Origin of the sequence: Kitasatospora sp. YST-16 (assembly GCF_026802215.1) — a bacterium.
GTDB classification, from domain to species: domain Bacteria; phylum Actinomycetota; class Actinomycetes; order Streptomycetales; family Streptomycetaceae; genus Kitasatospora; species Kitasatospora cineracea.
On the sequence record NZ_CP113837.1, the window covers coordinates 2,188,252 to 2,201,434 of the forward strand.

11 protein-coding genes are annotated in these 13,183 nt (G+C 71.3%); 1 reads left to right on the forward strand and 10 read right to left on the reverse strand.

Going from position 1 to position 13,183, the window contains the following annotated elements:
• Window positions 1–24 precede the first annotated feature (24 nt).
• From OU787_RS09920 to folC, 9 genes are all read right to left on the reverse strand, one after another.
• The gene (locus tag OU787_RS09920) at window positions 25–1,953 is read right to left on the reverse strand and encodes a TIGR03960 family B12-binding radical SAM protein (protein ID WP_030458236.1); all 1,929 of its coding nucleotides are present in this window, start codon (window positions 1,951–1,953) and stop codon (window positions 25–27) included.
• Between the two features lie 87 nt (window positions 1,954–2,040).
• A complete protein-coding gene (rodA, locus tag OU787_RS09925; protein ID WP_030458237.1) occupies window positions 2,041–3,240 on the reverse strand; it encodes a rod shape-determining protein RodA in 1,200 nt (399 codons plus the stop codon).
• Window positions 3,237–5,471: a penicillin-binding protein 2 gene (gene mrdA, locus OU787_RS09930; protein WP_268659132.1), complete on the reverse strand. Its 2,235-nt coding sequence runs from the start codon at window positions 5,469–5,471 to the stop codon at window positions 3,237–3,239. Before mrdA ends, rodA begins: the two co-directional genes overlap by 4 nt.
• 21 nt (window positions 5,472–5,492) lie before the next feature.
• Window positions 5,493–6,137, reverse strand: a complete 645-nt coding sequence (mreD, locus tag OU787_RS09935) for a rod shape-determining protein MreD (RefSeq protein WP_030458239.1) — start codon at window positions 6,135–6,137, stop codon at window positions 5,493–5,495.
• The gene (mreC, locus tag OU787_RS09940) at window positions 6,137–7,072 is read right to left on the reverse strand and encodes a rod shape-determining protein MreC (RefSeq protein ID WP_030458240.1); all 936 of its coding nucleotides are present in this window, start codon (window positions 7,070–7,072) and stop codon (window positions 6,137–6,139) included. Before mreC ends, mreD begins: the two co-directional genes overlap by 1 nt.
• 70 nt (window positions 7,073–7,142) lie before the next feature.
• Window positions 7,143–8,168, reverse strand: a complete 1,026-nt coding sequence (locus OU787_RS09945) for a rod shape-determining protein (RefSeq protein WP_030458241.1) — start codon at window positions 8,166–8,168, stop codon at window positions 7,143–7,145.
• A gap of 364 nt (window positions 8,169–8,532) precedes the next feature.
• Window positions 8,533–8,946 (reverse strand): nucleoside-diphosphate kinase, encoded by a 414-nt coding sequence (gene ndk / locus OU787_RS09950; protein ID WP_268659133.1) that lies wholly within the window; start codon window positions 8,944–8,946, stop codon window positions 8,533–8,535.
• Window positions 8,947–9,033: 87 nt separating this feature from the next.
• Entirely contained in the window at window positions 9,034–9,417 is a 384-nt protein-coding gene (locus OU787_RS09955; protein ID WP_268659134.1) for a DUF4233 domain-containing protein, read from the reverse strand.
• Window positions 9,418–9,423: 6 nt separating this feature from the next.
• The gene (gene folC / locus OU787_RS09960; protein WP_030458244.1) at window positions 9,424–10,815 is read right to left on the reverse strand and encodes a bifunctional tetrahydrofolate synthase/dihydrofolate synthase; all 1,392 of its coding nucleotides are present in this window, start codon (window positions 10,813–10,815) and stop codon (window positions 9,424–9,426) included.
• A gap of 166 nt (window positions 10,816–10,981) precedes the next feature.
• Between folC and OU787_RS09965 the strand changes: the two genes are divergently transcribed.
• Window positions 10,982–12,532 (forward strand): chitinase, encoded by a 1,551-nt coding sequence (locus OU787_RS09965; RefSeq protein ID WP_268659135.1) that lies wholly within the window; start codon window positions 10,982–10,984, stop codon window positions 12,530–12,532.
• Between the two features lie 64 nt (window positions 12,533–12,596).
• Here the strand turns inward: OU787_RS09965 and OU787_RS09970 are convergent, their stop codons facing one another.
• Window positions 12,597–13,127, reverse strand: coding sequence for a hypothetical protein (locus tag OU787_RS09970; RefSeq protein WP_030458246.1), 531 nt, complete (start codon window positions 13,125–13,127; stop codon window positions 12,597–12,599).
• Window positions 13,128–13,183 lie beyond the last annotated feature (56 nt).

Here is a 13,183-nt window from a genome sequence, read left to right on the forward strand (position 1 = left end):
CGGGGGCCCGGGGGTGAGGGTGCGTCAGCTGTTGACGACCGTCAAGGGGAGCAGCTTCTTGCCGGTCGGACCGACCTGGATGTGGGTGTCCATCTGCGGACAGACACCGCAGTCGAAGCACGGGGTCCAGCGGCAGTCCTCGACCTCGACCTCCTCCAGGGCGTCCTGCCAGTCCTCCCAGAGCCAGTCCTTGTCGAGGCCGCTGTCCAGGTGGTCCCAGGGCAGCACCTCCTCGTAGGAGCGCTCGCGGGTGGTGTACCAGTCGACGTCGACGCCGGTGCCGGACAGGCCCTTCTCGGCGGAGGCGATCCAGCGGTCGTAGGAGAAGTGCTCGCGCCAGCCGTCGAAGCGGCCGCCGTCCTCGTAGACGGCCCGGATGACGGCGCCGATCCGGCGGTCGCCGCGGGAGAGCAGGCCCTCGATGATGCCGGGCTTGCCGTCGTGGTAGCGGAAGCCGATGTTCTTGCCGAACTTGCGGTCGCCGCGGATCGAGTCGCGCAGCTTGGTCAGGCGCGCGTCGGTGTCCTCGGCGGACAGCTGCGGGGCCCACTGGAAGGGGGTGTGCGGCTTGGGCACGAAGCCGCCGATCGAGACCGTGCAGCGGATGTCGTTGGTGCCGGTGACCTCGCGGCCCTTGGCGATGACGTTCTTCGCCATCTCGCCGATCTGGAGGACGTCCTCGTCGGTCTCGGTGGGCAGGCCGCACATGAAGTACAGCTTCACCTGGCGCCAGCCGTTGCCGTACGCGGTGGCCACCGTGTTGATGAGGTCCTCCTCGGACACCATCTTGTTGATGACCTTGCGGATCCGCTCGGAGCCGCCCTCGGGGGCGAAGGTGAGGCCGGAGCGGCGGCCGTTGCGGGAGAGCTCGTTGGCCAGGTCGATGTTGAAGGCGTCGACCCGGGTGGAGGGCAGCGAGAGGCCGACCTTGTCCTCGGCGTAGCGGTCGGCCAGGCCCTTGGTGATGTCGGCGATCTCGGAGTGGTCGGCGGAGGAGAGCGAGAGCAGGCCGACCTCCTCGAAGCCGGTGGCCTTCAGGCCCTTCTCCACCATCTCGCCGATGCCGGTGATGCTTCGCTCCCGCACGGGGCGCGTGATCATGCCGGCCTGGCAGAAGCGGCAGCCGCGGGTGCAGCCGCGGAAGATCTCCACCGACATCCGCTCGTGCACGGTCTCGGCGAGCGGGACGAGCGGCTGCTTGGGGTAGGGCCACTCGTCGAGGTCCATCACGGTGTGCTTGGAGACCCGCCACGGCACGCCGGGCCGGTTCGGGACCACGCGCGCGATCCGGCCGTCGGCCAGGTACTCGACGTCGTAGAACCGCGGGATGTACACCCCGCCGGTCTTCGCCAGGCGCAGCAGCAGTTCGTCGCGGCCGCCGGGGCGGCCCTCGGCCTTCCAGGCCCGGACGATGTCGGTGATGTCGAGCACGGCCTGCTCGCCGTCGCCGATCACGGCGGCGTCGATGAAGTCGGCGATCGGCTCGGGGTTGAACGCGGCGTGGCCGCCCGCGAGGACGACCGGGTCGTCCATGGTGCGGTCGGCGGCGTTCAGCGGGATGCCGGCCAGGTCGAGCGCGGTCAGCATGTTGGTGTAGCCGAGCTCGGTGGAGAACGACAGGCCGAACACGTCGAACGCCTTGATCGGGCGGTGCGCGTCGACCGTGAACTGCGGGACGCCGTGCTCGCGCATCAGCGCTTCCAGGTCCGGCCAGACGCTGTAGCTGCGCTCGGCGAGGACGCCCTCGCGCTCGTTCAGCACCTCGTAGAGGATCATGGTGCCCTGGTTGGGCAGCCCGACCTCGTAGGCGTCGGGGTACATCAGCGCCCAGCGGACGTCGCAGGCGTCCCAGTCCTTGACGGTCGAGTTGAGCTCGCCACCGACGTACTGGATCGGCTTCTGGACGTGCGGGAGGAGGGCCTCCAGGCGTGGGAAGACCGATTCGACAGTCATGTGCGAGGACCTTTACGGCAGAAAAAGCAGTGACCCTTCAGGGTAGCCGAGCCCCGAGGGTCACTGTTTCCACGCCTGCGGTCGGCGCTAGATCCCTATCGGCCGCTGCGAGCGCACCGACTGCAGCAGGCCCACCGCGATCCAGACCGCGAACATCGAGGAGCCGCCGTAGGAGACGAACGGCAGCGGGATGCCCGCGACCGGCATGATGCCGAGGTTCATGCCGATGTTCTCGAACGCCTGGAAGGCGAACCAGGTGACCGCGCCGGCCGCCAGGATCGTCCCGTACAGGTCGCTGGCCTGGCGCGCTATCCGGCAGGCGCGCCACAGGATGACGCCGAGCAGGCCGATCATCACCAGGCCGCCGACGAAACCGAGTTCCTCGCCGGCCACGCTGAACACGAAGTCGGTCTGCTGCTCGGGGACGAACTGGCCGGTGGTCTGGGTGCCGTGGAACAGGCCCATGCCGGTCAGGCCGCCGGAGCCGATCGCGATCCGGGCCTGCGCGGTGTTGTAGCCGACGCCGGACGGGTCGAGCGCCGGGTTGGCGAAGGCCGCGAAGCGGTCGATCTGGTACTGGCTGAGGATGCCGAGCTTCCAGACCGCCAGCGCCCCGGCGGTGCCGCCGGCCAGCAGGCCGATCACCCAGCGGTTGGCGGCGCCGGAGGCCAGCAGCACGCCGAGCATGGTGACCACCATGACCATCACCGAGCCGAGGTCCGGCATCAGCAGGACCACGGCCATCGGGAAGCCCGCCACCGCGAGCGCCTGCAGCACGCTGCGGGTGGGCGGGTTCTCCCGCTCACCGGTGTCCACCCGGGAGGACAGCACCACGGCCATCCCGAGCACGATCGCCAGCTTGGCGAACTCGGCGGGCTGGATGGAGAAGCCGCCGCCGAACTGGATCCAGGAGTGCGCGCCGTTGATGGTCGAGCCGAGCGGGCTGAGCACCGCGAACAGCATCAGGATCACGGCGAGGTAGATGAACGGCACCGCGGTGCGCAGCCGGCGGGTGCCGAGCACGATCACCGCCGCGCACAGGCCGATGCCGATCAGCAGGTTGGTCAGGTGCCGGTACAGGAAGTACTGCGGGTCGCCGTGGGTCAGCGAGTCCCGGCCGCGGGTGGCGGACCAGACCAGCAGCGAGCCGATCAGGGAGAGCGCCAGCGCCGCCAGGATCATGATCCAGTCGAGCCGCCGCAGCGGGGAGTCCTTGGCCAGTGCCCGGGCCAGCGAGGACTTCCGGGGTCCGAAGCGGAAGGAGCCGTAGGAGTCGTACGGGGTCATGCCCGGCCCCTTCCGTACCCGCCGCCGCGGGTGGGTTCGACGGCGGCCAGCAGCACGCCGGCGGGCTGGACGGCCCGGGTCGGCGGGGCCGGGTCCAGGAAGGTCGCGCCCGGCTCGTAGCTGAAGGCGGTGGGGACGATCGCGGTGCCGTCCGGGTTGAACTTGGGCAGTTCGGCCTGCGGCTTGGGCAGCAGGGCCTTGGAGTTGTCGATGTTGCCCTTGTCGTCGACGCCGTACAGCGCCTGGTAGATCCGGCGCACCGAGTCGCCGGAGCCGCCGGAGCCGGTGCCGCCCTGACTGATCGTCATGACCACCGCGTAGTCGCCGCTGTAGGTGGTCAGCCAGGAGGTGGTCTGCTTGCCGGCGACCTCGGCGGTGCCGGTCTTGGCGTGCAGCTCGATCTTGCCCTGCGGCCAGCCGGAGCCGGTGAACTTCCAGGCCGCGGTGCCGGAGGTGATGACGCCGGCGGTGGCCTGGTCGATGTACTGCAGGAGCTTGCCCTGGGCCGGGATCTTGCCGTCCTCGTGCGGGGCGATGTCGCGCACCAGGCTGCCGTCGGGGCTGACCACGGCCTTGCCGATGGTGGGCCGGTACAGCGTGCCACCGTTGGCCAGCGCCGAGTAGATCCGGGCCATCTGCAGCGGGGTGACCAGGGTGTCGCCCTGGCCGATGGCGAAGTTGACCATGTCACCGGCGCGCATCTGGTTGCCGTCGGCGCAGTTCTCGCGGGCGATCTCGTCGGCGTACTCGTGGCCGCCCTTGGCCGCCTGGTCGCACCAGGAGGTCTTCATCGCGTCGTAGTACGACTGCTTCCACTGCCGGTCGGGGACGCGCCCGGCCACCTCGCCGGGCAGGTCGATGCCGGTCTTGGCGCCGAGGCCGAACTCGTGGGCGGTCTTGAAGAACCAGTCCTGGGCGTCCTTCTTGGGCTTGAGGCCGCCGTCCTTCATCCACTGGTCGTAGGCCAGGCCGTAGAACACGGTGTCGCAGGAGACCTCGAGCGCCTTCTCCAGCGAGATGTCGCCGAAGCTCTCGGACTCGAAGTTCTTGAACTCGCGGCCGCCGATGGTCAGCGACTTCGGGCACGGGTAGTGCCCGTTGAGGTCGTAGCCGGCCTGCACGGCGGCCGTGGTGGAGATCACCTTGAAGGTCGAGCCGGGGGCGGACTGACCCTGTATGGCCCGGTTGATCAGCGGGTAGTTGGAGTCCTTGCTGTTCAGCGCCTCGTAGTCCTTGGCGGAGATGCCGCCGACCCACAGGTTGGGGTCGTAGGTGGGGGCGCTGGCCATCGCCACGATCCGGCCGGTGTGCACGTCCATCACGACGGCCGCGCCGGAGTCGGCGATGTAGTTCCGGCTGGTCTCCTTGTCGTACTGGGTGCGGGCCTCGACCATGGCCTGGTTCAGCTGGTCCTCGACCACCTTCTGCACCCGGGCGTCGATCGAGGTGACCAGGTTGTTGCCGGACTGCGCGGGGGTGGTGCCGGCGCTGCCGATCACCCGGCCGAGGTTGTCGACCTCCAGCCGGTCGACGCCGGTGGTGCCGCGCAGGTCGTCGTCGTACACCGACTCCAGGCCGGCCCGGCCGATCTGGTCGGAGGGCAGCCGGCGCTCCCGGCCGGTCTTGTCGGCGCTCTTGGTGACCTCGTCGTCGGTGACCGGCGAGAGGTAGCCGAGGATCTGGGCGGCGCTGGCGCCCTCCGCGTTGGTGTAGCGGCGCAGTGCGGTGGGCTGGGCGGTGACGCCGGGGAAGTCCTCGCGGCGCTCCATTATCTGCATCGCCTGCTGGGTGGTGGCCTGCTGGGTGACCGGGATCGGCTGGTACGGGGAGCCGTTCCAGCACGGCTGCGGCGTCTTGGCGTCGCACAGCCGGACCTTGTTCTTCACGTCGTCGGCCGGGACGCCCAGCACGTCGGCGAGCCGGGTCAGCACCGCCTTGCCGTGGTCCTTCTGCTGGAGCAGCGCGGTGCGGGAGACCGACACCACCAGCTTGGTCTCGTTGCCGGCCAGGATCCGGCCGGAGGCGTCCAGGATCTCGCCGCGGACGGCGGGCTCCACCACCTCGCGGATGTGGTTGCCCTGGGCCTTCTCGGTGAACTCCTTGCCGTTGCGGATCTGCAGGTACCACAGCCGCCCGCCGAGGGTGGCCAGCAGCGACAGGACCAGCACCTGCAGGACGACCAGCCGGATCGTCACCCGGCGGGTCCGTCCGGTCTCGGGGATGTTGCTCACGTGCGCGGACTCCGTCCCGGCTCAGGGGCGCTTGGCGAGGCCGAGCGCGCGCTTCTTCTTGTAGGGGGTGGCGGAGGGCTCGCGGGTGGTCCGGTAGCGGGCCAGCGCGCCGAGGCCGGAGCCGCCGTCCGCGCCGCGCTCGGTCTCGTTGACCACCCGGTCGCCGTCGAAGCGGCGGGCCAGCAGCATCACCAGCGGCACCGTGAACGGGGCCAGCAGCACGTCGTACAGCAGGGCGCTGAACACCAGGCCGGTCAGGCCGACGTGCCGGGCCGCGGTGTCGCCGACCAGCGCGCCCACCGTCGCGTACAGCAGGGTGGAGAGCACCGCGGCGACCGCCACCACGCCCAGCGCGGACAGCGCCGAGCGCTGCCGGCCGCCCTCCGGCCTGAGCAGTCCGGCGCCGTAGCCGACCAGGCAGAGCACCAGCGCGTACCGGCCGACCGCGTGGTCGGACGGCGGGGCGAGGTCGGCCAGCAGGCCGGCGCAGAAGCCGACCAGGCAGCCGCCCGTCGGGCCGTAGACCAGGGCCAGGCCGACCACCACCAGCATCAGCAGGTCCGGGGTGGCGCCGGGCAGTTGGAGCCGGCCGAGGATGCTGACCTGGATCACCAGGGCCAGCACCAGCAGCACGGCGGACAGCAGGATCCGGTTGACGCGCGGCATCAGTTCCCCCCGGTGGTCGGCGGTACGGCGGCGATCGGCGCCTGCGGGTTGCCCGCGGCGCCGGCGGACGCGGCGGGCACCGGCGGCAGCACCGCGTCCCGCGGGTCGGTGCGCGGCGGGACGACCACCACGCCGACCAGGTCGAGCCGGGTGAACTGCACGTACGGCTCGACCAGGATGGTCTTGGTGAGCTGCCCGGGGGTGGCCTGCACCTCCTTGACGGTGCCGACCGGCACGCCGGGCACGAACGGGCGGCCGCTCTGCGAGCCGAAGGTGACCAGCCGGTCGCCGGCCTTCACCTGGGCCCGGCCGTTGAGCAGTTCGATCCGCATCGGCGAGGCGCCCTGCCCGGCCGCGAAGCCGATCTCGCCGCTGCCCTCCAGCCGGACGCCGGCGGTGAAGCCGGGGTCGGAGGCGAGCAGCACGGTGGCGGTGGTCGGGGCGACGGTGGTGATCCGGCCGACCAGGCCCTGGCCGTCGATGACGGTCATGTCGCGGGTCAGGCCGTCGTCGCTGCCGGCGTCGATGGTGATCGTCCAGGAGAAGCCCTGGGCCGCGCCGATCGCGATGACCTGGGCGGCCTTGACGGTGTAGCCGCCGGAGCCGGCCGTGCGCAGCATGTCGTCGAGCTGCTTGGTGCGGCCCGCCGCGGCGTCCGAGGAGGCCAGCTTCTGGCGCAGCTCGGTGTTCTCCCTGGTGATCTGGTCGAGCCGCTGCTGGTGGGTGCCGGCGTCGCGGATCGCCCGGATGTAGCCGGCGACCGGGTCGACCGCGCCGGCCGCGGCGTTCTCCACCGGGCCGAGCGCGGAGGCCGCGGCCCGGCGGGCGCCGCCGAGCGGTGAGTCCTGGCCGCCCTTGATGTCCACGGTGATCAGGGCGAAGGCCACCACCACCAGTAGGACCAGCAGTAGTCGACTCTCTCGGGTGTCCCTCACGGTGCCGCCGCCGCCCCTTCGTGCTGCCTGCCCATCGGCTCGGCTCGTTGTGTAGTTCGAATGGCCTTGCTCAACGACGCGGCTGGGCGTCCAGGACCTGCTGCAGCGCCTCGAACTCCTCGACGCACTTGCCCGCCCCCAGCGCCACCGAGTCCAGCGGGTTCTCCGCGATGTGCACCGGCATGCCGGTCTCCCGGCGCAGCCGCTCGTCCAGGCCGCGCAGCAGGGCGCCGCCGCCGGTGAGCACGATGCCGCGGTCCATCACGTCGCCCGCGAGCTCCGGCGGGCACTGGTCCAGCGTGGTCTTCACCGAGTCGATGATCGAGTTCACCGGCTCGTCGATGGCCTCGCGGACCTCGGCGGCCGAGATCACCACCGTCTTCGGCAGGCCGGAGACCAGGTCGCGGCCGCGGATCTCGGCGTGCTCGTCCTTCTCGCCCTCCAGGCCGAACGCGGAGCCGATCGACATCTTGATCTGCTCGGCGGAGCGCTCGCCCAGCAGCAGGCTGTACTCCTTCTTGATGTGCTGGACGATCGCGCTGTCCAGCTCGTCGCCCGCGACCCGCAGCGACTGCGCGGTGACGATCCCGCCGAGCGAGATCACCGCGACCTCGGTGGTGCCGCCGCCGATGTCGACCACCATGTTGCCGGTGGGCTCGTGCACGGGCAGGCCCGAGCCGATCGCCGCCGCCATCGGCTCCTCGATGATGTGCACCTGGCGGGCGCCGGCCTGCATGCTGGCCTCGACCACGGCGCGGCGCTCGACGCCGGTGATGCCGGAGGGGACGCAGACCACGACCCGCGGGCGGACCAGGTAGCGGCGGCGGTGGATCTTCATGATGAAGTACCGCAGCATCCGCTCGGTGATCTCGAAGTCGGCGATCACGCCGTCCTTGAGCGGACGGATGGCGACGATGTTGCCAGGGGTCCGGCCGATCATCTTCTTCGCCTCGGCGCCGACCGCCAGGATCCCGCCGGTGTTGGTGTTCACCGCCACCACCGAGGGCTCGTTCAGCACGATGCCCTTGCCCCGGACGTACACCAGCGTGTTCGCGGTGCCTAGGTCGATCGCCAGGTCCCGGCCGAGAAACGACAGGTTGTTCGCCATGGGATGTCGAGTGCCTTCCCGAGTTCGGATCAAGGGCGGGGAGCGGACCGACCGCGTGGGCCCGCGAGCGGGCTGACGTCGGCTGAGCAGCCGTTCCGTGCCCGTGAGTTGGGTCCATCGTAGTCACGCCGGTCAGCGCGGACGGCGGGTACGGCGTGCCGCCCATTCTCCGGGGGCGAATCGGCTTCTCCTGGCATTGGGACGCCGTGTCGGAGGGTAGGGTTCCGTGATTTGAGGATTAACGCTCGGAGGGAGCAACCCGGGCCGCCGTCCGGCCCCTGAACTGCGACTTCCCCCGAAACGGCGCCCCATGCCCGGTGCGGGCACGGGACACCGGATCGCTACCGGATCCTCACGCGTGCGCGGGGAAGAAGATCTTGATCTCGCGCTCGGCCGACTCCGCGGAGTCCGAGGCGTGGATCAGGTTCTCCCGGGTGATGGTCGCGTAGTCGCCGCGGATGGTGCCCGCGCCGGCCGCCAGCGGGTCGGTCGCGCCGGCCAGCGCGCGGATGCCGGCGATGACGTTCTCGCCCTCGACGACCAGCGCGATCGACGGGCCGGAGGTCATGAAGCCCAGCAGCGGCTCGTAGAAGTCGCGGCCGACGTGCTCGGCGTAGTGCTGCTCCAGGGTCGCGCGGTCGAAGGTGCGCAGTTCCATCGCAGCGAACCGCCAGCCGGCCTTGCGCTCGATCCGGCTGATGATCTCGCCGGCCAGGCCGCGCTGCACGGCGTCGGGCTTGAGCAGGACGAGAGTGCGCTGGGACACGGTACGGCTCCTGAGGTGTTCGGTCGTGCCTGACTGTGCCCCCGACACTACCCCGGCCGTGGGGGCGCCCCGACGCCCAGTCCCACGTCAGGCCGGTCGGGCCGCGGCGGGCGCCGCTCCGGCGGCCGCCTCGGCGGCCGGCTCGGCGGCGGCCCGCTGGGCCTTGAGCACGTCGATCTTGCGTCCGTAGTGCACCGAGCACCACCACAGGCCGCCGAAGACCACGCCGAAGGCGTACATGGTCGGCAGCACCAGTCCGCCGGCCAGCACGGCCAGTTGCAGCGCCCAGCCGACGTACACCGCGCCGGGGCGGGTGATCACGCCGCAGAGCAGCACGCACAGCGCGATCGCCACCGCGCTGACCGCCCAGATGGTGCCGGTGCCGACGTCGGTGAGCTTCATCGCGACCAGGCCGGCGAACATGATCAGCAGGGCCTCGCCGATCAGGGTGGAGGAGCACAGGGTGCGCATCGGCGGTTACTTCCTTCCGAACAGCAGGCGCGCCTCGCCCACCGTGATGACGGAGCCGGTGACCAGGACGCCGGCGCCGCCGAGGTCCTCCTCCTCGGCCAGGGTGACGGCGGCGTCGATCGCGTCGTCCAGCCGCGGCTCGACCTGCACCCGGTCCTCGCCGAAGACCTCGACGGCGATCGCGGCCAGCCGGTCGACCGGCATCGCGCGGTGGGTGGAGTTCTGGGTGATCACGACCTCGGCGAGGATCGGCTCGAAGACCTCCAGCAGGCCGGTGACGTCCTTGTCGCCGCTGGTGGCGATCACGCCGACCAGCTTGGTGAAGCCGAACGCCTCGCCGATCGCGGCGGCGGCAGCCTGCGCGCCGTGCGGGTTGTGCGCGGCGTCCAGGATGACGGTGGGGCTGCGCCGGACCACCTCCAGCCGGCCCGGGGAGGAGACGCCGAACAGCGCCTGCCGGACCTTCTCCTCGTCCAGGTGCTCGGCGCCGCCCTGGCCGATGCCGAAGAACGCCTCGACGGCGGCCAGCGCCAGCGCGGCGTTCTGCGCCTGGTGGTCGCCGTGCAGCGGGAGGAACAGGTCCTGGTACTCGTGGCCGCCGAGGCCGCGCAGGGTGACCAGCTGGCCGCCGACCGCGACCTCGCGGCGCAGCACGCCGAACTCCATGCCCTCGCGGGCCACCGTGGCGTCCACCTCGACGGCGCGGCGCAGGATCGTCTCGGCCGCGTCCAGCTGCTGCTGGGCGACCACGGCGAGCGCGCCGGGCTTGACGATGCCGGACTTCTCGACCGCGATCTCGCCGGTGGTCTCCCCCAGCTTGTCGGTGTGGTCCAGGCCGATCGGGGTGATCACGGCGACCTGGGCGTCGATCACGTTGGTGGCGTCCCAGGAGCCGCCCATGCCGACCTCGACCACCGCGACGTCCACCGGGGCGTCGGCGAAGGCGGCGTACGCCATGCCGGTGAGCACCTCGAAGAAGGACATCGCCACCGGCTGGGCGGCGTCGACCATCCGCACGTAGGGCTCGATGTCCCGGTAGGTCTCGACGAACTTCTCGGGGGTGATCGGCGCGCCGTCCAGGCTGATCCGCTCGGTGACGGACTCCACGTGCGGGGAGGTGTAGCGGCCGGTGCGCAGTTCGAAGGCGCCCAGCAGCTGCTCGACCATCCGGGCGGTGGAGGTCTTGCCGTTGGTGCCGGTGATGTGGATCGAGGGGTAGGAGCGCTGCGGCTGGCCGAGGATGTCCATCAGCGCCTCGATCCGGTCGAGCGAGGGCTCCAGCTTGTTCTCCGGCCAGCGGGTGGCCAGTTCGGCCTCGACGGCGCGCAGTTCGGAGTCGGTGCCGCCGGCGTCGGCGGGACGGACGGTGTAGGGGTTGGGCTCGGCCTTGTCGCTCACCGGGCCAGTCTAAGGACTCCGCACGCCGGGGCCGGACGGCCGCCCCGGACCGCAGGCCCTCTTGACACCGGAATTGGTCTACTCCACCGTGTGAGTCGCTCCCACGCTCCACGCTCGAAGCTCCCCGCACCGCAACCCCATCGACACTCCCCCACATGGAGATGGCATGCGTGCACCACAGCCCCAACCACAGCCGGGCCGACGCACCGGACGGGCCCTGCTCGCCGGACTGGTCGCGGCCTCCACCGGCCTGGCCGGCCTGCTGATGGCCGGTTCCGGCACGGCCACCGCCGGCGTCGCGCCCAACGTGGACGTGATCGCCAACGGCGACTTCTCGGCCGGCAACCACATCAGCCCGTGGACCTGCGGCCCGACCGTCACCGCGGTGAACAACGCCGCCACCGGCTGGGACCTGCAGGGCGCCCCGGCCGGCACCGACTACGCCAACTGCAGTCAGACCGTCACCGTGCTGCCGAACTCGACGTACACCCTGAGCGCCGTGGTGCAGGGCGGCTACGTGTTCGCGGGCGTCACCGGCACCGGCGGCACCGACCCGTCCACCTGGAGCTCCAACTCCGGCTGGAACACCCTGACCTCGACCTTCACCACCGGCGCGGCCACCACCTCGGTGTCGGTCTGGTTCCACGGCTGGTACGGGCAGGCGCCGTTCACCGTGGACAAGGTCTCGCTGGTCGGCCCGGGCACCGGCGCCAGCCCGTCGCCGTCCGCCACCAGCCCGTCGCCGACGGTCTCGGAGTCCAGCAGCCCGCCGGCCTCGCCGTCCCCGTCGCCGAGCACCTCCACCAGCACGCCTCCGCCGCCGCCGCGCAAGCACCTGCTGACCGGCTACTGGCAGGACTTCTACAACGGCGCGACGCCGCAGCGGATCAGTGACGTCCCGGCCGCGTACGACATCATCGCGGTGGCCTTCGCGGACGCCACCAGCACCCAGGGCGGGATCAGCTTCACCCTGGACCCGACCCTGTCGTCCAAGCTGAACGGCTACACCGACGCCCAGTTCAAGGCCGACATCGCGGCCAAGCGGGCGGCCGGCAAGAAGGTGATCATCTCGGTCGGCGGGCAGAACGGCACCGTCTCGGTGGCCAACTCCACCGCGGCGGCCAACTTCGCCGACTCGGCGTACAGCCTGATCCAGCAGTACGGTTTCGACGGAATCGACATCGACCTGGAGAACGGCGTCAACTCCACCTACATGGCGCAGGCGCTGCACACCCTGGCCGCCAAGGTCGGGTCCGGGTTCGTGCTGACCATGGCGCCGGAGACCATCGGCATGCAGTCCACCGGCGGCGAGTACTTCAAGCTGGCGCTGGCCACCAAGGACATCCTGACCATCGTCAACATGCAGTACTACAACAGCGGGGCGATGCTCGGCTGCGACGGCGGCGTGTACTCGCAGGGCACCGAGAACTTCCTCACCGGCCTGGCCTGCATCCAGCTCCAGGGCGGCCTGCGGCCCGACCAGGTCGGCCTGGGCGTGCCGGCCTCCACCAGCGCGGCGGGCGGCGGCTTCACCAGCCCGTCGGTGGTCAACGCGGCGCTGGACTGCCTGGCCTCCGGCACCAACTGCGGCAGCTTCGTCCCGCCGGCCAAGTGGCCGACCATCGGCGGCGCGATGACCTGGTCCACCAACTGGGACGCCACCGCGGGCAACCAGATCGCCAACACGGTCGGCGCGCACCTGCACGCGATGCCGTGACCTGACCCGCCGGGCGCGGCCCGGGGCGGCGACCCGCCGTCCCGGGCCGCGCAGTGACGATCCGTCAGTACGTCGCGCGGGGCAGCGGCAGCCGCCCCGCGTGCCGGCGGCGCAGTTCGGCGGCGATCTCCTCGGCCTCGCCCTCCGGCAGCAGCGGCAGCATCATCGCCACCGCCTGCACCAGGCCGCCGAGCAGGTACGTGGTGTCGGGCGTGCCGGCCACCAGGGTGCGCACCTGGGCGACGTCGCCCGCGGCGACCGCCTCCAGCAGCAGGGCGGCGCCGGCCGCCTCCTCGTCCACCGGCACCTGCGCGGTCTCGTGCGGGGCGCGCCGGGCCAGGCCGCGCAGCACCCGGTCGGCGACCTCGGGGGCGTACGCCTTGCGGACCGCCTCGGCGGCGATCCACACCAGCAGGGTGGCCACCTCGCGCTCGACGTGCTCGGCCAGCAGCCGGTCCAGCTCGGTGTCGAAGGCGATCTGGTTTCCGTGCCGGAATGCCAGCAGCAGCGTCGCCGCCCGGGCCTTTGCCGCCTCCACCTCTTCCGCCGGAAGTTCGTCCGGAAGTTCGTCGGCCAACTCCCCGGTCGCCATCATGTGCGTGCCCTCCGTTCGTGCCCCGCCCGAATGGGAACTTCCGCCCACCGTACACA